This window comes from Pseudomonas sp. MDT2-39-1 (assembly GCF_054898085.1).
In genome coordinates, this window is sequence record NZ_CM142716.1 from 4,609,872 (window position 1) to 4,629,464 (window position 19,593).

The 19,593-nt window shown below is 58.9% G+C and carries 21 protein-coding genes; 19 read left to right on the forward strand and 2 right to left on the reverse strand.

The annotated features are described in order from the left end of the window. The first annotated feature begins 21 nt into the window (after positions 1 to 21). From ACYZTM_RS21460 to rpoS, 8 genes are all read left to right on the forward strand, one after another. Positions 22 to 1,134, forward strand: coding sequence for an S-(hydroxymethyl)glutathione dehydrogenase/class III alcohol dehydrogenase (locus ACYZTM_RS21460; RefSeq protein WP_131059174.1), 1,113 nt, complete (start codon positions 22 to 24; stop codon positions 1,132 to 1,134). Positions 1,135 to 1,142: 8 nt separating this feature from the next. Beyond that, positions 1,143 to 1,988, forward strand: a complete 846-nt coding sequence (gene fghA, locus ACYZTM_RS21465; protein ID WP_461984525.1) for an S-formylglutathione hydrolase — start codon at positions 1,143 to 1,145, stop codon at positions 1,986 to 1,988. Positions 1,989 to 2,031: 43 nt separating this feature from the next. Next, on the forward strand, positions 2,032 to 2,505 hold the full coding sequence (gene ispF, locus ACYZTM_RS21470; RefSeq protein WP_010462780.1) for a 2-C-methyl-D-erythritol 2,4-cyclodiphosphate synthase: 474 nt from the start codon (positions 2,032 to 2,034) through the stop codon (positions 2,503 to 2,505). Continuing rightward, positions 2,502 to 3,560, forward strand: a complete 1,059-nt coding sequence (truD, locus tag ACYZTM_RS21475) for a tRNA pseudouridine(13) synthase TruD (RefSeq protein ID WP_461984527.1) — start codon at positions 2,502 to 2,504, stop codon at positions 3,558 to 3,560. The genes ispF and truD overlap by 4 nt, the downstream gene beginning before the upstream one ends. Beyond that, positions 3,548 to 4,297, forward strand: a complete 750-nt coding sequence (gene surE, locus ACYZTM_RS21480) for a 5'/3'-nucleotidase SurE (protein WP_131059177.1) — start codon at positions 3,548 to 3,550, stop codon at positions 4,295 to 4,297. Before truD ends, surE begins: the two co-directional genes overlap by 13 nt. A gap of 41 nt (positions 4,298 to 4,338) precedes the next feature. Continuing rightward, positions 4,339 to 4,974 carry a protein-L-isoaspartate(D-aspartate) O-methyltransferase gene (locus ACYZTM_RS21485; RefSeq protein WP_178083816.1) on the forward strand — a complete coding sequence of 212 codons (636 nt, stop codon included), beginning with the start codon at positions 4,339 to 4,341 and terminating at the stop codon, positions 4,972 to 4,974. Between the two features lie 211 nt (positions 4,975 to 5,185). Continuing rightward, a complete protein-coding gene (locus ACYZTM_RS21490; RefSeq protein WP_461984529.1) occupies positions 5,186 to 6,043 on the forward strand; it encodes a peptidoglycan DD-metalloendopeptidase family protein in 858 nt (285 codons plus the stop codon). Between the two features lie 105 nt (positions 6,044 to 6,148). After that, entirely contained in the window at positions 6,149 to 7,156 is a 1,008-nt protein-coding gene (rpoS, locus tag ACYZTM_RS21495; RefSeq protein WP_010462770.1) for an RNA polymerase sigma factor RpoS, read from the forward strand. Positions 7,157 to 7,628: 472 nt separating this feature from the next. Here rpoS and fdxA read toward each other — a convergent pair whose 3' ends face one another. Together fdxA and mutS are read right to left on the reverse strand one after the other, a co-directional pair. Continuing rightward, a complete protein-coding gene (gene fdxA, locus ACYZTM_RS21500; RefSeq protein ID WP_131059180.1) occupies positions 7,629 to 7,967 on the reverse strand; it encodes a ferredoxin FdxA in 339 nt (112 codons plus the stop codon). 142 nt (positions 7,968 to 8,109) lie between these two features. Beyond that, a complete protein-coding gene (mutS, locus tag ACYZTM_RS21505; protein WP_461989177.1) occupies positions 8,110 to 10,677 on the reverse strand; it encodes a DNA mismatch repair protein MutS in 2,568 nt (855 codons plus the stop codon). A 211-nt stretch (positions 10,678 to 10,888) separates the two neighbouring features. Here mutS and ACYZTM_RS21510 point away from each other — a divergent pair, with 211 nt between their 5' ends. From ACYZTM_RS21510 to ACYZTM_RS21560, 11 genes are all read left to right on the forward strand, one after another. After that, positions 10,889 to 11,623, forward strand: a complete 735-nt coding sequence (locus ACYZTM_RS21510; RefSeq protein WP_131059339.1) for an XRE family transcriptional regulator — start codon at positions 10,889 to 10,891, stop codon at positions 11,621 to 11,623. Positions 11,624 to 12,136: 513 nt separating this feature from the next. Continuing rightward, positions 12,137 to 12,316, forward strand: coding sequence for a Com family DNA-binding transcriptional regulator (locus ACYZTM_RS21515; protein ID WP_461989179.1), 180 nt, complete (start codon positions 12,137 to 12,139; stop codon positions 12,314 to 12,316). Positions 12,317 to 12,331: 15 nt separating this feature from the next. Beyond that, complete coding sequence (locus tag ACYZTM_RS21520; protein ID WP_461984532.1) at positions 12,332 to 12,913, forward strand: DUF642 domain-containing protein; 582 nt, start codon at positions 12,332 to 12,334, stop codon at positions 12,911 to 12,913. 80 nt (positions 12,914 to 12,993) lie between these two features. Beyond that, positions 12,994 to 13,341, forward strand: a complete 348-nt coding sequence (locus tag ACYZTM_RS21525; RefSeq protein ID WP_461984534.1) for a phage holin family protein — start codon at positions 12,994 to 12,996, stop codon at positions 13,339 to 13,341. 132 nt (positions 13,342 to 13,473) lie between these two features. After that, a complete protein-coding gene (locus ACYZTM_RS21530) occupies positions 13,474 to 14,058 on the forward strand; it encodes a phage tail terminator protein (protein ID WP_461984536.1) in 585 nt (194 codons plus the stop codon). Continuing rightward, positions 14,055 to 14,237 (forward strand): DUF2635 domain-containing protein, encoded by a 183-nt coding sequence (locus ACYZTM_RS21535; protein ID WP_461984538.1) that lies wholly within the window; start codon positions 14,055 to 14,057, stop codon positions 14,235 to 14,237. Before ACYZTM_RS21530 ends, ACYZTM_RS21535 begins: the two co-directional genes overlap by 4 nt. Beyond that, positions 14,237 to 15,733, forward strand: coding sequence for a phage tail sheath subtilisin-like domain-containing protein (locus ACYZTM_RS21540; protein ID WP_461984540.1), 1,497 nt, complete (start codon positions 14,237 to 14,239; stop codon positions 15,731 to 15,733). The genes ACYZTM_RS21535 and ACYZTM_RS21540 overlap by 1 nt, the downstream gene beginning before the upstream one ends. A gap of 77 nt (positions 15,734 to 15,810) precedes the next feature. Then, entirely contained in the window at positions 15,811 to 16,158 is a 348-nt protein-coding gene (locus ACYZTM_RS21545) for a phage tail tube protein (protein WP_123511965.1), read from the forward strand. Next, positions 16,155 to 16,451 (forward strand): phage tail assembly protein, encoded by a 297-nt coding sequence (locus ACYZTM_RS21550; protein WP_461984542.1) that lies wholly within the window; start codon positions 16,155 to 16,157, stop codon positions 16,449 to 16,451. Before ACYZTM_RS21545 ends, ACYZTM_RS21550 begins: the two co-directional genes overlap by 4 nt. Before the next feature lie 130 nt (positions 16,452 to 16,581). Beyond that, positions 16,582 to 18,369 carry a phage tail tape measure protein gene (locus ACYZTM_RS21555; protein WP_461984545.1) on the forward strand — a complete coding sequence of 596 codons (1,788 nt, stop codon included), beginning with the start codon at positions 16,582 to 16,584 and terminating at the stop codon, positions 18,367 to 18,369. Next, a complete protein-coding gene (locus ACYZTM_RS21560) occupies positions 18,356 to 19,591 on the forward strand; it encodes a DNA circularization protein (protein WP_461984547.1) in 1,236 nt (411 codons plus the stop codon). Before ACYZTM_RS21555 ends, ACYZTM_RS21560 begins: the two co-directional genes overlap by 14 nt. Positions 19,592 to 19,593 lie beyond the last annotated feature (2 nt).

The window sequence follows — 19,593 nt, forward strand, 5'->3', positions numbered from 1 at the left end:
TTTATTCACCGGAGAATCCACATGATCAAGTCGCGCGCTGCCGTTGCCTTCGAGGCAAAGAAACCCCTCGAGATCGTCGAAGTCGATGTCGCCATGCCCAAGGCCGGTGAAGTTCTGTTGCGTGTGGTGGCTTCCGGTGTCTGTCATACCGATGCCTACACCCTTTCCGGCGCTGATCCGGAAGGCATTTTTCCGTCGATCCTCGGTCACGAAGGTGGCGCGGTGGTTGAAGCGATCGGCGAGGGCGTGACCTCCGTCGCCGTCGGCGATCATGTGATCCCGCTGTACACCCCGGAATGCCGTCAGTGCAAATTCTGCCTGTCGGGCAAAACCAACCTGTGTCAGGCGATCCGCGCGACCCAGGGCAAAGGCCTGATGCCGGATGGCACGTCGCGCTTTTCCTACAAGGGCCAGCCGATTTTCCACTACATGGGTACCTCGACTTTTTCCGAGTACACCGTGCTGCCGGAAATCTCGGTCGCAAAGATTGCTAAAGAAGCGCCGCTGGAAAAAGTCTGCCTGCTGGGCTGCGGTGTCACCACCGGCATCGGCGCGGTACTCAATACCGCCAAGGTAAAACCGGGTGACACCGTGGCCATTTTTGGTCTCGGCGGCATCGGTCTGTCGGCTGTGATCGGCGCGGTCAAAGCCAAGGCTGCGCGGATCATTGCCATCGACATCAACCCGGGCAAGTTCGAGATCGCCAAGCAGTTGGGTGCAACCGACTGCGTGAACCCGAAAGATTTCGACCGCCCGATCCAGGAAGTCATCGTCGACATGACTGACGGCGGCGTCGACTTTTCCTTCGAGTGCATCGGCAACGTCCAATTGATGCGCGCCGCACTTGAGTGCTGTCACAAGGGTTGGGGCGAATCGGTGATCATCGGCGTGGCCGGTGCCGGCCAGGAAATCTCTACCCGTCCCTTCCAGTTGGTGACCGGTCGCGTCTGGCGCGGTTCGGCGTTCGGCGGCGTGCGTGGTCGTACCGAGTTGCCGAGCTATGTCGAAATGGCCGAAACCGGCGAAATCCCGCTGGATACTTTCATTACCCACACCATGGGCCTGGAAGACATCAACAAGGCATTCGACCTGATGCACGAAGGCAAAAGCATCCGTAGCGTCATTCATTTCTGAGGTCGGTCATGAGCCTGGAAAATATCTCCTGTCAGAAAAGCTTCGGCGGCTGGCACAAACGCTACAAGCACCGCTCCGATGTGCTCGGCTGCGACATGGTGTTCGCCGTGTACCTGCCGCCGCAAGCGGAGCAGGGCGGCAAACTGCCGGTGCTGTATTGGTTGTCCGGCCTGACCTGCACCGACGAGAATTTCATGCACAAGGCCGGCGCGATGCGCATGGCCGCCGAGCTTGGATTGATCATCGTTGCACCGGATACCAGCCCTCGCGGCCCGGATGTGCCGGGTGATCCGGATGGCGCCTGGGACTTCGGTCTCGGTGCCGGATTTTATTTGAATGCCACGCAGGAACCTTGGTCGCGGCACTATCGGATGCATGACTATGTCGTGCAGGAATTACCGACATTGGTTGAGGCTCATTTCCCGGCATCGGACAAGCGCGGTATCAGCGGTCACTCCATGGGCGGCCACGGTGCGCTGGTCTGCGCGTTGCGTAATCCGGGGCGTTATCAGTCGGTGTCGGCGTTCTCGCCAATCAACAATCCGATGGATTGCCCTTGGGGTCAGAAGGCCTTTTCCCGTTACCTGGGCGAAGACCGATCGAAATGGCGCGAGTGGGATGCCTGTGCCTTGATCGCCGAGGCGAACGAGAAGCTGCCGCTGCTGGTCGACCAAGGTGATCGCGACGATTTCCTCGCCACCCAGCTCAAGCCTGAAACCTTGCAACAGGCCGCCAAACTGGCCGGTCATCCGCTGACGTTGCGCTTGCAACCTGGCTACGACCACAGCTATTTCTTCATCACCAGTTTCATCGACGACCACTTGCAACATCATGGACGCGCCCTAGGCGTCTAATGCAGGTAGAATCACGCCCTGACAAAAATCGGGGCGTTTTTTTATGCGTATTGGCCACGGCTATGATGTGCACCGTTTCGCTGAAGGCGATTTCATTACTCTGGGCGGCGTGCGGATTGCGCACGGCTTCGGGCTGCTCGCTCACTCCGACGGTGACGTCCTGCTGCACGCCTTGAGCGATGCCTTGCTCGGCGCCGCTGCGTTGGGTGATATCGGTAAACATTTCCCGGACACCGACCCGACATTCAAGGGCGCCGACAGCCGTGTGCTGTTGCGTCACGTCGTCGCACTGATCCACGCCAAGGGCTGGAAAGTCGGCAACGTCGATAACACCATCGTCGCCCAAGCCCCGAAAATGGCCCCGCATATCGAATCGATGCGCGCGCTGATTGCCGCGGATCTTCAAGTTGAGTTGGATCAAGTGAACGTGAAAGCTACCACCACCGAAAAGCTCGGCTTTGTCGGTCGCGAAGAAGGCATTGCCGTGCATTCCGTTGCCTTGTTGCTGCGCGCATGAACGAGGCGCAATTGCTCGGCCCGCGGGCCTATGGTGACGCTCTCGGCACCGCGGTGTTGAAAGCCACGGCGGAAGATTTTCAGGTCGACGAAGTGCTCAATATTCCGCTTAGCGGTGATGGTGAGCACCTGTGGATCTGGGTGGAAAAACGCGGTCTGAATACCGAAGAAGCGGCACGGCGGATCGCCAAGGCGGCAGGCGTGCCATTGCGCACCGTCAGTTACGCGGGCCTCAAGGATCGTCAGGCGCTGACTCGCCAGTGGTTCAGCGTGCAACTGCCGGGCAAGGCCGATCCTGATCTGTCGGCGGCGGAAAACGATACGCTGAAAATCCTCAAGACCGGTCGGCACAAACGCAAGCTGCAACGCGGTGCTCACTCGGCCAATGGCTTCACTTTGCGCCTGACGCAATTTGCTGGCGACAAGGCGGCCATCGAAGCGCGGCTGCAGCTGATCGCCAAGCAAGGTATTCCCAATTATTTCGGCGCCCAGCGTTTCGGGTTCGACGGCGGTAACGTGGTCGATGCCCGTGCCTGGGCCGCGCGTAAAGCGTTGCCGGAGCAGCGCAATATACGTTCGCGTCTGCTCTCCACTGCCCGCAGTTTTCTGTTCAACCAGGTGTTGGCGGCGCGTGTGGCGGATGGTACCTGGCAGCAAGCGCAGGTGGGCGATCTGCTGGCCTTCACCGACAGTCGCAGTTTTTTTCCGGCAGGTGAAGCCGAGTGCAGCGACCCGCGCCTGGCGATTCTCGACCTGCACCCGACCGGTCCCCAGTGGGGCGAAGGTGACTCGCCGGCGACCGGCGCTGTCCATGTACTGGAGCAGGCAATCGCCGCTCGCGAAGCGGATCTGCGCGATTGGTTGATTAACGCCGGAATGAGCCACGAACGTCGCATCCTGCGGCTGCCCATTGGTGGGTTGACGTGGCATTATCCCGAGCCTGACATTCTGCAACTGGAATTCGTCCTCCCGGCCGGATGCTTTGCCACCGTATTGGTGCGCGAGCTTGTTGATCTGGTGCCGGTGGGGCAGACGGACAGCCCATGCGTATTCTGATATCTAACGACGATGGGGTAACCGCACCCGGTCTCGCCGCGCTGTATGCTGCGCTGGCGGATTACACCGAGTGCGTGGTTATCGCCCCGGACCAGGACAAAAGCGGCGCCAGCAGCTCGCTGACGCTCGACCGTCCGTTGCACCCGCAAACCCTGGCCAACGGCTTTATCAGCCTGAACGGCACACCCACCGATTGCGTGCACCTGGGCCTTAACGGCTTGCTGGAACGCGAACCGGACATGGTGGTTTCCGGCATCAACCTGGGCGCCAACCTGGGGGACGACGTGTTGTATTCCGGCACCGTCGCTGCGGCACTTGAGGGACGATTCCTTGAGCGTCCTTCGTTCGCCTTCTCGTTGGTCTCACGGCAAGTGGAGAACCTTCCCACAGCCGCTTACTTTGCGCGCAAACTGGTCGAGGCCCACGCTGACCTCGACTTGCCACCGCGCACGGTATTGAACGTGAACATTCCCAATTTGCCGCTGGATCACATTCGCGGAATTCAACTGACCCGTCTCGGGCACCGCGCACGTGCTGCGGCGCCGATGAAAGTGGTCGACCCGCGCGGCAAGTCCGGTTACTGGATCGCCGCCGCCGGGGATGCCGAAGATGGCGGCCCGGGCACCGATTTCCATGCGGTGATGCAGGGTTATGTATCGATTACCCCGCTACAACTGGATCGCACCTTCAATGATGCCTTCAGAAGTCTCGATGGCTGGTTGGAGGGGCTGCGCTAATGGCTCGTGAACAAGACGATATTCTGCGTCGCGGCATCGGCATGACCTCGCAACGGACCCGCGAACGCCTCATTCAGCGTCTGTATGAAGAAGGGGTTTCCAACGCCAAGGTGCTGGAAGTCATCCGCCGCACGCCGCGTCACCTGTTCGTCGACGAAGCGCTGGCTCATCGCGCCTACGAAGACACGGCGCTGCCGATCGGACACAACCAGACCATCTCCCAGCCATATATGGTGGCTCGTATGAGCGAGTTGCTGCTGGAGGCCGGTCCGCTGGACAAGGTGATGGAAATCGGCACCGGTTCGGGCTATCAGACGGCAGTGCTGTCGCAGCTGGTTGAACGGGTGTTCTCCGTGGAGCGCATCAAGGTTTTGCAGGACCGGGCCAAGGAGCGCTTGGTGGAGCTGAACCTGCGCAACGTGGTGTTTCGCTGGGGCGATGGTTGGGAAGGCTGGCCGGCACTGGCGCCGTACAACGGTATTATCGTTACCGCGGTGGCCACCAATGTACCGCAGGCGCTGCTCGATCAGTTGGCCCCAGGCGGGCGACTGGTGATCCCTGTCGGCTCCGGTGAAGTGCAGCAACTGATGCTGATCATCCGCGAAGAACAAGGCTTTTCACGTCGTGTTCTGGGGTCGGTGCGCTTTGTGCCACTGCTCAACGGGCCGCTGGCCTGAGCATTTGTTCAGGCGCGCTGAATTCTCTTCGATTGCCCGGGTCTTACAGCGGCATCGAAGTGTTAAACGGCATTCATCGGCGGGCAGCAAACGTGTGCGCGAAGCGATTTCGCTTCATTAAAGGTAAAGCCTGTTTGGCCCGTTATACTTGCGACATTTCGTGCCGAAACACGGCAATCCACAATTTCAGCCACCACAAAGGGAGCGGCGGGTGAGTCTCACAGTCATTGCGCAGCGTATGGGTACAAAGAGCTTTCAGCGCCTGGTGATTGGCCTCGTCTTGAGCACCTTGCTGGTCGGTTGCTCCAGTTCCAAAACGAGTGACGTGCGTGTCGTCGACCGCAACAAAGGCGTCGCCCAGCGTCCGGCGGTGACCACGGGTCAGTACGTCGTTCGACCAAAAGATACGTTGTTCTCGATCGCTTTTCGCTACGGCTGGGACTACAAAGCCCTCGCCGCACGGAACAATATTCCTACGCCGTATACGATCCATCCGGGTCAGACAATTCGCTTCGATGGTCGCACTGGTTCAACCCCGACGCCGATCGCCAGCGCTACCGATTCAACGCCTTCTTCGACGCTGAAAACTACGGTAATCCGGCGCCAGCCGAATGGCGCAACTACGAGCACAACGGTGGTTGCACCGTCCGTCGGCAGCAAGCCGACCCTCGCTCCGATGCCTCCTGCCGGCCCGGCCCCGACCGGCTGGGGATGGCCATCTAATGGCATTCTGATTGGAAAGTTCTCCTCAAACGGTAGTTTGAATAAAGGAATTGATATCGCCGGGGATTTGGGACAGCCTGTTTTAGCTGCGTCTGATGGGACGGTGGTATACGCCGGGAGTGGCTTAAGGGGCTACGGCGAATTAGTCATCATCAAACACAGCGATACCTACGTCAGTGCCTACGGACATAACCGCAGGCTGTTGGTTCGGGAGGGGCAGCAGGTCAAGGTCGGACAGACAATTGCCGAAATGGGGTCAACGGGTACAGACCGGGTGAAACTGCATTTTGAGATTCGCCGACAAGGTAAGCCTGTAGATCCGCTGCAATTCCTGCCACGTCGTTGATTTGTTGTCAGCCTGTTCCGTCACGTAGAGGGAACAGGCTCCAGCGTTGCCAAGGATCAAGGCGCCGCTTGAGCTTGAGGTCGAACTCACCAAAGGACTATAACAATGGCTCTCAGTAAAGAAGTGCCGGAGTTTGACATCGACGATGAGGTTCTCCTTATGGAGACCGGCATCGCTACGGATTCGATGTCGAATGATGAAGGGGCTGCACCGCCTTCCGTTCGTGCCAAATCCAAACACTCCGCTTCGTTAAAGCAACACAAGTACATCGACTACACGCGGGCACTCGATGCCACGCAGCTGTACCTAAATGAAATCGGCTTTTCCCCTCTGCTCTCCCCGGAAGAAGAAGTTCATTTTGCGCGCTTGTCGCAAAGTGGTGATCCGGCCGGGCGCAAGCGCATGATTGAAAGCAACCTGCGGCTGGTGGTGAAAATCGCCCGACGTTACGTCAATCGTGGGCTGTCGCTGCTGGACCTGATCGAAGAGGGCAACCTCGGACTGATCCGGGCAGTGGAGAAGTTCGACCCTGAACGCGGCTTCCGCTTTTCGACCTACGCTACCTGGTGGATTCGTCAGACCATCGAGCGCGCAATCATGAATCAGACCCGGACCATCCGGTTGCCGATCCATGTGGTCAAAGAGCTTAACGTGTACCTGCGGGCTGCACGGGAGCTGACTCAAAAACTCGATCACGAACCCTCGCCTGAAGAAATTGCCAACCTGCTGGAAAAACCAGTGGCAGAGGTCAAGCGCATGCTCGGCTTGAACGAGCGGGTTTCTTCGGTCGACGTCTCGCTGGGTCCGGATTCGGATAAAACCCTGCTGGACACCCTCACGGATGACCGCCCAACCGATCCATGTGAACTGTTGCAGGACGACGACCTGTCCCAGAGCATCGATCAATGGCTTTCGGAACTGACCGACAAGCAACGCGAAGTGGTGGTGCGCCGCTTCGGCCTGCGCGGTCACGAGAGCAGCACGCTTGAAGATGTGGGCCTGGAAATTGGCCTGACCCGGGAACGGGTCAGACAGATACAGGTGGAAGGCCTGAAACGTCTTCGGGAGATTCTCGAGAAGAACGGCCTGTCGAGCGAGTCGCTGTTTCAGTAAGCGACAAGCTTGAGTGGCATTAAAAAACCCCGACTGGTGCGGGGTTTTTTATTGCCTGAGAGATGGGTGGCAATCGACTCAGGTTTGTAGTCTTGCGCTGTAAGTCTTGGCTTACTCTTTCGTAAGTGTTCGTTATTTTTACAGGGTGGCAGTCATCCATCTTCTTACGTCGTTCTTACTATCTAATTGATTTATATAGTTATTATTAAACATTAAAAGCATGTGACAGAGAGTTCTGGTGATTTTGGCCGATTGCTCTTGGTGGGGAACTCTCTAGTATCTGAACTGTGTCGACGGACAGACACGCCCTTCAAGGATGAAGGGAATGGACATCGCAGGAAGCGATTCATCAGGACGATGAAAAGGAACACAGGGAATAGGGAAAAAATGTGGGCGGGTCAAACCGCCCCTTTTTTTGCCTGTAGAAAAGCAAAAAGGCCCGCGAGGGGCCTTTTCGAGAACGCGGGGGAAATCAGCGTTCGAGGTCTTGGAGTTTGCTACCTACAGATTTGTTGATGACGCGATCAAACTCTTCAGCGTCCGGCATCGATTCTTTCTTCTCGGTGATGTTTGGCCAGATTTCGGCCAACTCAACGTTCAGCTGAATGAATTCCTGCATGTCTTGCGGGACTTCATCTTCAGAGAAAATGGCCACGGCAGGGCATTCTGGTTCGCACAGTGCGCAGTCGATGCACTCATCCGGGTGAATCACCAGGAAGTTCGGGCCTTCGTAAAAGCAGTCCACCGGACAGACTTCTACGCAGTCGGTGTACTTGCACTTGATGCAGTTGTCGGTGACGACGAAGGTCATTTCTAATTTTCTCCTCAGGCGGCGGCAGCGGAGCCCCTTCACGTTGGGGTCGCCAGGTTTGGGAGCGATAGTCTGCAGGCCAGGCTATTAGCCTGCAGCATCCCAAACCGCGCGAGATTCTAACAGCTTGCAGGCAAGTGCGTTAGATCCGTGTCTTTAGTGCATAGAGCATTTCTAACGCGCGACGCGGTGTCATGTCGTCCAGATCAAGTTTGGCTAACTCATCCAGTACCGGATGCGGCAGGCTGGCGAACATATCGCTCTGCTGCGGCGCGGCCGGTTTGCCTTTGCCTGGCTTCGGAACTTCATGAGGCAGGGCAGTCGCTTCCAGTCGGCCCAAATGCTCGCGAGCACGCACGATCACTTCGCTCGGCACACCGGCCAACTGCGCAACCGCCAGGCCGTAGCTCTGGCTGGCAGGCCCGGGCAACACGTGGTGCAGGAACACGATGCGCTCGTTATGCTCGGTGGCATTGAGGTGAACGTTGGCCACCAGCGGTTGCGCCTCCGGTAGCACCGTCAGCTCAAAATAGTGGGTGGCGAACAGCGTGTAAGCCCGCAGATGGGCCAGGCGTTCGGCGGCGGCCCAGGCCAGGGACAGGCCGTCGAAGGTGCTGGTGCCGCGACCGACTTCGTCCATCAGCACCAGGCTGCGTTCGGTGGCGTTGTGCAGAATGTTCGCGGTTTCACTCATTTCGACCATGAAGGTCGAGCGCCCACCCGCCAGGTCATCGCTGGAACCGATCCGGGTGAAGATCCGATCCACCAGCGACAATTCGCAACTGGCCGCCGGCACGAAACTGCCGATGTGCGCCAGCAACACGATCAAAGCGGTCTGACGCATGTAGGTGGATTTACCGCCCATGTTCGGACCGGTGATCACCAGCATGCGCGTATTGTCGTCAAGGCTCAGGTCGTTGGCCACGAACGGCGTGGTCAGCACTTGCTCGACCACCGGGTGGCGACCCTGGGTGATGCGCATGCACGGCTCGTCAACGAAGCGCGGGCAGTTCAGGTCGAGGTTCAGGGCGCGCTCGGCAAGGTTGTTCAGCACGTCCAGTTCGGCCAGTGCGGCGGCGGTGTCTTGCAGCGGCGGCAACTGGGCGATCAGGTCTTCGAGCAGCGCTTCGTAAAGCATCTTCTCGCGGGCCAGAGCACGGCTCTTGGCCGACAGCGCCTTGTCCTCGAACGCTTTCAATTCCGGTGTGATGAACCGCTCGGCACCTTTCAACGTTTGGCGGCGGATGTAGTCGGCCGGCGCCGACTCGGCCTGCTTGCTCGGCAACTCGATGAAGTAGCCGTGAATGCGGTTGTAACCGACCTTCAGGTGAGACAGGCCGGTGCGAGCCTTTTCGCGTGCTTCAAGGTCGATCAGAAATTGCCCGGCGTTTTCGCTGAGCGATTGCAGATCGTCGAGTTCGCTGTCGTAACCGGTTTTCAAAACGCCACCGTCACGGATCACCGCGGGCGGGTTGTCGATGATGGCTTTTTCCAGCAACGCCGCGAGTTCCGGGTAGGTGCTGGTGGTCTTCGCCAATTGAATGATGTGCGGAGCTTCCAGCTCGGTCATCGCCACTTGCAGCTCAGGCAGCGCACCGAGCGCATCGCGCAGGCGTGCCAGGTCACGAGGACGGGCGTTACGCAGGCCGATCCGCGCCAGGATTCGCTCGATGTCGCCGATTTCCTTAAGCTGCGGTTGCAGTTTTTCGAAACGGTAACCGTCGAGCAGGCAGGTGATCGAGGTCTGGCGCGCCAGCAGTACGGTGAGATCGCGCAGCGGACGGTTCAGCCAACGAGTCAGCAGACGGCTGCCCATGGCCGTCTGGCAACGATCGACCACCGATTGCAGCGTGTTGTCGCGCCCGCCCGCCAGGTTAGTGTCCAGTTCCAGGTTGCGACGGCTTGCGCCGTCCAGCACCACGGTGTCGTCCAGGCGTTCATGACGCAAGCTGCGCAAGTGCGGCAGGGCGGTGCGCTGGGTTTCCTTGGCGTAGCTGAGCAGGCAACCGGCGGCGCCGATGGCCAGGGTCAGGTTTTCACAGCCAAAACCCTTCAGGTCCTGGGTGGAAAATTGCTGACAAAGACTTTTCAGCGCTGAGTCGCGCTCGAAATCCCACGGCGCACGGCGACGAACCCCACGACGTTTTTCCGCCGGCAGGTCCTTTGGCCAGTCATCCGGGATCATCAGCTCCACCGGATTGACCCGCTCCAGTTCCGCCAGCAGGTTTTCCCAGCCTTTGATTTCCAGCACGCTGAAATTGCCGCTGGTGATGTCCAGCACGGCCAGACCGAATAGACGCTCGTCACCCAGTACCGCAGCGATCAGGTTATCCCGACGCTCATCCAGCAGCGCTTCATCGCTGACCGTACCCGGCGTGATGATTCGCACCACCTGACGATCCACCGGCCCTTTGCTGGTGGCCGGATCGCCGACCTGCTCACAAATCACCACCGACTCGCCGAGCTTGACCAGTTTCGCCAGATAACCTTCGGCGGCGTGGTAAGGAATCCCACACATCGGAATTGCCTGACCGGCCGACTGACCACGGGCGGTCAGGGTGATGTCCAGCAACTTGGCGGCCTTCTTCGCGTCTTCGTAGAAGATCTCGTAGAAGTCACCCATGCGGTAGAACATCAGTTGGTCGGGGTGCTGGTTCTTCAGGCGCCAATATTGCTGCATCATCGGCGTGTGGCTGGACAGATCGGACAGTGCTTTATTCATCGGATATCAGGCAAATTCGTTGAAAGGTGTAGGGCAAAGGAGGGACATCGGCCCGGCTTTTCCGCGATAGGCGCAAGGTTAACATGAGCGGTCTGCCGGACGCAGGCGTGAAAGCCCTGCTGTACATTTCTGCTGTCTATGCACGATTTATGCAAAACAGCATTTGTCTTCCGAAAAAAGTTCAAGCACTATGCCCGCTATGCAAAAACGCAATGTTTCTACCGTCCTAAGAGCGCTGCTCGATCAGCACGGAATCTCCCCCACGGAGCTTCACCGTCGCACCGGCGTGCCTCAATCCACTCTCTCGCGGATCCTCAGTGGGAAGATCGTCGATCCTTCAGATAAACACATTTCGAAGATTGCCGAGTACTTCGCCGTGAGCACCGATCAGTTGCGGGGGCGCGCGGATGTTGCGTCCACCGCCAATGCCGGGCGCGATGAATTGCATTCCGAACTCAAGGACATAAGTCTGTGGGACGACGATACGCCCGTCGATGACGACGAGGTGTCGGTCCCCTTTCTTCGCGAGGTTGAATTGGCTGCTGGATCAGGAAGATTCGTCATCGAAGAGAGCGAGCGCTCTAGCCTGCGCTTCGGAAAGCGCAGTTTGCGCCACAACGGTGTGCAGTTTGATCAGGCGAAATGCGTGACGGTGCGCGGCAACAGTATGTTGCCGGTGCTGCGCGATGGCGCCACCGTTGGCGTGAATGCGGGCAAGTGCGGGATTGGCGACATCATTGATGGCGACCTGTATGCCATCAACCACAACGGTCAATTGCGAGTCAAACAGCTTTATCGCTTGCCCACCGGCATTCGCCTGCGCAGCTTCAATCGCGATGAACACCCGGACGAGGATTACACCTTCCAGGAAGTCCAGGAAGAGCAAATCGTCATTCTCGGTCACGTTTTCTGGTGGGGAATGTACGCCCGTTAACCTCACCGCTGTCCGCTAAAACCCGCCGAGTTGCGGGTTTTTTTTCGTCTGCCAAAAACCCTCAGCGCCTTTGTTTTCGGGACTTCAATGCGTCAGTGCATTGTCGGCGCATAAATAAATGCATTTATGCATTGACTGTATATGCGTCTATGCATAATCTTTGTCTCAAGCCGCTCAACAAAGCAGCTCGAAACAAAGCTCTTTAGTTCCACCACAAAGGCAGCGATGAACCGGCCTCAACGGTTCAGAGGGTTGGCAACTGACCCGGGTGTGCAGCGTAAAGCACCAGAAGCAGTTATCCGGCGGGCAGGGACCGCGGTCGGAAGAACAATCTGAATGGACTCGTACCGCGCCAGTAGCGCCGAAAAGTCAACGCGAAGGACCGCATTACTGAAAAGCCCGGCGAGCGCCGGGCTTTTTGGAATGCCTACCTACCGTCAGGCACATCAAACTTTCGTCTGGGCATCGGCAGAGCAACAGGAAGGATCCGGCAGAAATCAAAAGGCATTGCAGATGTTGAAAGAATGCAGATGTGGACATTGCAAAAGACTGCTCGCCCGAGTGGGTGAGTGCACCGAGCTCCAGATCAAATGCTCCCGGTGCGGGACGCTGAATCATGTGAAGGCCGCGAGCCTCGAGCGATCGCCTTTGAGCGACATAAGCGCTGCATCCGCCGCGCAAACAACTCATTAACTCAATAGGTGAACCATGAACCGTTTCAAAAAGTACGTTACCCCGCTGTTGCTTTCCATTGCGCTGCTCGGCGCCGGGGGCAATGTTGTTGCCGCCAACCTTTTGGTCAACGGCAGCTTTGAACAGCCTGGCTGCAGCGGTAGCTGCATTCTGGATACAGCGGCGAAAACCAGTTTCATCACGGGCTGGACGACATTTCTGTCCGGTGCCGAGTATTTCAACATGCCGGCCTCGATTGGTGGCTCTGTCGCCGCGGACGGCGTGGTCATTGTCGACCTGGCCAACTACGTCTATGGCAACGGCGGCGGGATTCAACAGAACTTCGCCACCACGGTTGGCGCCAAGTACCGATTGACCTTCAGTGCAGGTAATTCGCGGTTTGCCAGTCGCTCCGGCGACGGTGTCATCCAGGTGAAAGTGGCCGGGCAGACCGCCACCTTCAACACCCCGGTTGCCAAAGGCGTCACGGTCGAGTGGAGCACCATGACATACGACTTCACAGCGACCACGGCGCAAACGACGCTGGCTTTTTCCAACGAACAGAACCCGTACAACAACTTCGCTTTTATCGACAACGTGATTGTTGAACGTCTGTAAACCCTTCACGCCTGACATCGCGAGGGTTGCTTCCAAACAAGCAGCCCGATCCTTTATCAATCACCCCCAGGGGACGTGACATGACAAACGAGCAACAAGCGTTGCTGGACATGCCGATCTGGCTCGTCATCGTCCTTGCCCTGGTGGGCGGGGTGTCCGGCGAAATGTGGCGCGCGGACAAGGACGGCGCCCGCGGCTGGTCGCTGCTGCGGCGTCTTGCCCTGCGTTCCGGGGCCTGCGTGGTGTGCGGGGTCTCGGCCATCATGCTGCTGTACGCCGCCGGCATGTCGATCTGGGCCGCTTGCGCATTTGGCTGTTTGACGGCGATGGCCGGGGCGGACGTCGCCATCGGGCTCTATGAGCGCTGGGCGGCCAAGCGGATTGGCGTTTGCGAAGTGCCGCCGCGCGACACAAGCCAGGATCACTGAAACCCGCGACCAATGGATTGGCGAACAACGGTGCCGACCAGCATCCGATACACAAGGACGCGGGTTACCCATGGCCAGTACCTTTTAATCAAACCCGCCCTCAGCGGGTTTTTTATTGCCCGGTGAAAACCCATGAAGATCACTCCACTGATTTCGCAATTGCGCGATCACTGCCCAACCCTCGCCAATCGCGTGGCCGCCGGCATCGACCTCACCACGTTGCAAGCCAACAACCCGCTGCAAACCCCTTGCGCCTACGTCGTATCGATCGCCGATGTGGCGAGCCAAAGCGTGGCGCAAAACCTGAGCCTGCAACCGATCCGCGACCGTTTCGAAGTGACCCTGGTGCTCGACACCACGGACGCTGCAAAAGCGCTGGATCTGTTGCACGACCTGCGGGCCGAACTGTGGCGCGCGCTGGTGGGTTTCAAACCCGGTAGCGACTACAACGCCATCGCATACGACGGCGGCGAACTGGTTTCCATCAACAGCAGCCGTGTGCTGTATCGCCTGCGCTTTTTTACCGAGTTCCAGCTCGGCCGCAATCTGCCCGGTCAGCCTGCGGAAAGCTGGCACGAAAGTGAACTGGACGGCTTGTCGTCCTTTACCGGGGTCACCGTGCGGGTCGATGCGATCGATCCGGCCGACCCCAATCTGAAACGCCCGGGCCCCGACGGGCGCCTGGAACTGACTTTCTCTGGAGACGTAACCCCATGAGCAAACGCATCACCGTGCTGCCGGCCCCAGGCCGTGCCGTGCCCGACCCGGAAGCGGGCGATCTGTTGCCCCTCGAGGGCCGTGAAGTGTCGGACAACGCCTGGTGGCGTCGACGTCTGGCCGATGGCGATATCACTATTAATGCCGTGAAAGCGGCAAAACCACAGGGAGCCAAATAATGGCGATCGGATTCAGCAACATCCCCGCGGACATTCGTGTTCCGCTGTTCTACGCCGAGATGGACAACTCGGCGGCCAATAGCGCGTCGTCGGCCATGCGCCGTCTGATCGTCGCTCAGGTCAACGACAACGTGGCGCCGACCGACGTCGGCAAACTGGTGCTGGTGTCCAGCGTGGCACTGGCAAAAAGCATCGGCGGCCAAGGCTCGATGCTGGCCTCGATGTACGAGACGTTCCGCAAGACCGATCCGGTCGGCGAGATCTGGTGCCTGCCGCTGCACAACACTGAAGGCAGTATTGCCAAAGGCGTGCTGACCCTGACCGGCGCGGCCACCCAAAGCGGTGTGCTCAACCTGTACGTCGGTGGCGTTCGTGTTCAAGCGGCCATTATCAGCGGTAACACAGCGGCTCAAGCAGCCACCGCGCTGGCACTGAAAATCAACGCTGCCGCCGATTTGCCGGTCACCGCCGCTGCGGTTGAAGGTGTCGTGACCCTGAGCGCCAAATGGTCCGGCGACAGCGGCAACGACATCAGCCTGCAATTCAATCGCCTGGGCAAGAGCAATGGCGAAGAAACCCCGGCCGGCCTGACCTCGGCCATCACTGCCATGACCGGCGGCGCCGGTATGCCGGATCAAGTGGCGGCCGTGGCCGCACTGGGCGACGAACCGTTCGAGTTCATCTGCCTGCCATGGTCTGATCTGTCGACCCTCAACACCTGGCAAGCCGTCATGGATGACAGCACAGGTCGTTGGTCCTGGGCCAAGCAATTGTTCGGTCACGTGTACAGCGCCAAGCGCGGCACCATTGGTACTTTGGTCGCCGCTGGCCAGGCACGTAACGATCAGCACATGACCATTCAGGCACTGGAGCCGGGCGTACCGCAACCGTTCTGGGTTCAAGCCGCTGCGCTGGCTGCGCGCACGTCGGTATTCATTTCAGCCGATGCCAGTCGTCCGACTCAAAGCGGTAGCCTGCCAGGTCTCGACCCGGCCCCGGCGAGCGAACGTTTTACCCTGACGGAACGTCAGTCGCTGCTTAACTACGGCATCGCTACCGCCTACTACGAAGGCGGCTACGTGCGCATTCAGCGTTCGATCACCACCTACCAGAAAAACGCCTACGGCCAGGCAGACAATTCCTACCTGGACAGCGAAACCATGCACCAGTCGGCGTTTATCGTGCGCCGCCTGCAAAGTGTGATCACCAGCAAGTACGGTCGCCACAAGCTGGCTTCCGATGGCACCCGTTTCGGCGCCGGCCAGCCGATCGTCACCCCGAGCACCATTCGCGGTGAGCTGATCGCCCAGTACGCCAAGCTCGAACTGGAAGGCCACGTCGAAAATGCTGAGCTGTTCGCCCAGCACCTCATCGTCGAGCGCGACGTGCAGGACCCGAGCCGGGTCAACGTGCTGTTCCCACCGGATTACATCAACGGCCTGCGCGTGTTCGCGCTGCTCAACCAATTCCGTCTGCAGTACGACGACGCAGCCTGATTGCTGCTTTTTGACTGTAGCGACTGTGTGAATTCAGCCCACCCCGCGTGGGCTTTTTATTTGAAGGGAGAAACACCATGGGTCAACTGATTGCGGGCACCTGCTACGTCAAAGTGGACGGCGCTCAACTGACCATCAATGGCGGCTGTGAAGCGCCACTGATGTCCACCAAACGCGAAACCGTCGTACCGGGTTTCTACAAGGAAACTGACATTGCGCCGTCGTTCAAAGTGACCGCGCTGCACACCCCGGACTTCCCGCTCAAGCAGCTGGTGGCTGGCGTCGACATGACCGTCACCTGCGAATTCAGCAACGGCAAAGTCTACGTGCTGGCCGGCGCCTACCTCGTCGATGAACCGGCATCCAAGGGTGATGACGCCTCGATCTCGCTGGTGTTCAACGGTGTGAAGGGGACCTGGCAATGAGCGGCGCCGTGAAGCTTCATGTTGCGATTGAAGCCCACGGCGAGCCTTTGACCGAACTCAACCTGCGCCGTCCGACGGTGCAGGAAGTGCGGGCGATCAAAGCGCTGCCGTACAAGATCGACAAGAGCGAAGAAGTCAGCCTGGACATGGACGTCGCGGCCAAATACATCGCGGTCTGCGCCGGTATCCCGCCGTCGTCGGTCAATCAGTTGGACCTGGCTGATCTCAACGCGTTGAGCTGGGCCGTCGCGAGTTTTTTCATGAGTGCGGCGTCGGAGCCATCACCGACCTGATCGCAGTCGCCTATGACCTGGCCTGGTTCTGGAAGGTTGACCCCGAACAGATGATGGCCAGGCCACTGGATGTGCTCCGGGAATCCCTGGAACACGCGCAACGGATCAATGCGATGCAGCAGGTGCAGTGATGGCGAACACACAGATAAACATGAGCCAGACGAATATCTTGGCCACGGTGAACATGATCGTGGTCATGCAAGGCGCCAAGAAACTGGACGCCGAACTGAAGGGGATTCGGGGCAAAGTCGCAGCATTCAAGAAAAGCATGGAGGACAGCGGTCTCAAACCGCTGGATCTCTCCGGTTTTATCTCCGGCGGCGGGTTGTTGAAACCCTTTCAGGACGGGATCAAGAAAGCCATTGCGGCTCAGGATGAGCTGGCAAAAAAAGCCATGGCCCTCAAGGGGTTGAAAGTGCCCAAGGTGGTCTCGGGGGAAACCTCTGCCAACCTTGCAAAATTCAACAGATCCCTCGACGACATCACGCTGAAGATCGGTCAGGCGTTGCTCCCCGCGGTTAATGGCATTGTCACCGCACTCACACCTGTAGTGACCGCCATCGGCCAGTTCGCAGCGAATAATCCCTACCTGGTAGAAGGTTTGGCGGCGGCTGCGGTGGCATTCACCGTGGTGACCGTCGCTGCAATGGGGTTTGCGACGGTGATGGGTATCTTGACATCGCCGATCGGCCTGATGGCCGCTGCCATTGCCGCAGCGGTCGCGATCATAGTGATCGGTGCGCGTTTGATGATCGATAACTGGGCATCAATCTCAGGATTCTTTTCCGGGCTCTGGACATCCATCAGCGCCGCTACCGATGTCGGGATTTCGACGATCAAACAAGGCTGGAACAAGCTTGGCACGGGCATGACGCAAACCCTGGATCGGATCGGGACTTCTACCCGCACAACTTGGGAGGGAATCAAAGCGGACTTTTTCGCTGGCGCCGGCAGCGTAGTCACAGGAACCACCGAGCGCTTCGGAAAACTCCGGGCGGCGTTAGGTGAAAACTGGTCTTCAGCCAGTGGTGTGGTAACCGATTTCTTTGACCGTGCGACGGTGAAAACGGTGGCCGTATATGAGGCACTCAAATCCCGATTCAACTGGTCGCCGAGAGAGGTGATGGCCGGGGCCTGGAATTCGGCAGGCGGCGTTGTGACCGATTTCTGGAACAGCGTTGCGGCAAAAACCACAGCAGGATATGAGGCGCTTGGATCGGCATTCTCCTTCTCTCCTTCGGCGATGATCGAAGGCCTGTGGCAGCCGCTGGCGGGAGTGTTTTCCGCGCTGTGGGATGTGCTTCGCGCATCGGCGACAGCGTTTATGGACGGTTTTCGCGGTTTGTTCAGTGGTTCGCCGGTTGAAAGGGTGACCGCTGCCTGGGAGGGCTTGAAGGGTTACTTTTCCGGTCTGTGGACATCGTTGACTGCTGACGTACAACCGATTCTGGATACGTTCGGTTCGCTGTTCGGTCAGTCGCCGATGGAAGCGATCAAGCAAGCCTGGGAGCCGATTTTGGGTTGGTTCAATGAGCTGTGGACAAAACTCCAGAGCGTTATCGGACCGATCAAAAACCTGTTGGGCGGCGGCGTTGGCGGCTTGGTCGCGAGGATCACCGGCCAGCCGGGTGCTGACGGCGAGAATGGCCAGGCCCCTTCGTTCTTCGGTAAAGACATTGATGCCCCGCACGCCTCGTGGGGATTGCCCGGCAATCTGCCACAACACTCCAGCGCCCTGATTCAACAAAGCGCCGCCAACAACCGCACGCAACTCGAAGGCGGCCTGACCGTGCGCTTCGAAAACGCGCCGGCCGGCCTGCGCACCGCTCAACCGCAAACCAATCAACCGGGGCTGATGCTCAACTCGCGCATCGGCTATCGCTCACTTTCGCTTGGAGGTTCCAATGAGCTGGCGTGACCGTTTATTGCCGGCGTCCTTTCGAGGTGTCGGTTTCTGGGTCGATCAGGCGAAAACCCCGGTCGGCAAAAAGGGCCAGTTGCACGAGTACCCGCAGCGAGACTTGCCGTTTTTCGAGAATCTTGGCCAGCAGGCGAAGATTCACGATCTGACGGCATTCATTGTCGGCCCCGATTGCCTGGAGCAGCGCGACAAACTGCTAAAGGCGCTGGAGCAGGGCAGCGGCGAACTGGTCCATCCGTGGCTGGGACGGCTGCAGGTCAAGGTCGGTGAATGCGACATGACCCACACCCGCCAGGATGGCGGGCTGGTGACCTTTACGCTGAAGTTCTACCCCGATGAACCGCTGCCGTTTCCGACCGCGACGGTCAGTACGCAAAAGGTGCTGCTGGCGAAAGCCGACACCCTGCTGGGTTCGGCAGTGGCGCGTTTTGAACAGGCGATGACCCTGATCAAGGCCGCCCGGATCGGGATCGCCAATCTGCGCAACAGCCTTACCGGCGTTTTTGAGGTAATCAAGGAACAGCTTAAACCGCTGATCGAGCAATACCGCCAGATCACCGAACTGGTCAAGGCAGTCAAGGAGTTGCCCAAGGAAGTGGCTGCGGAATTCAAGGGGCTGCTGGGCGACATCAAGTCGCTCAAGGACTTCGCGAAGGAGGGTTATCGTGGTGTGATTGCCGACGTCTCCCAACAGCTCGAAGCCATTCGCAAGGCAGACGCGCCGAAGCTCACCACCGGTAAGGACACCACCGCCGCCGCACAAGCCATGGCTGATCTGGTGCAGGACACGCTGTTGGTCAAAGTGGCGCAATGGGTGGCCTCGATGCCGGTGGCCACAAAGCCGGTGAAGACACCGTCGACACCGTCGCTGGAGCAGCAGGCGATGCAACCGGTCAGCCGTCAGGAAGTGCCGGTCATCAACGATCTGCAAGTGTTGCAAAAGGCGCTGGTCGCAGCGATCAACCCGATGCTGGACAAGGCGGGGCCTGCGCACTACCAAGCCATCGATGATGTAAAACAGGCGTTGATCGCACACCTCAAAGCGGTGGCGTCGTCTGGTGTGCGACAGGTCAGCAAGGCATTCCAGGAAAGCCTTCCAGCCCTGGTCGTGGCCTACAAGCAATTTACCGATGCGACACGGGTCACTGAAGTGACCCAAAGCAACGGTATTTCCCATCCGGGTTTTTTGCCGAACGCAGTGAAAGTCTCCGGGGAGTGAGC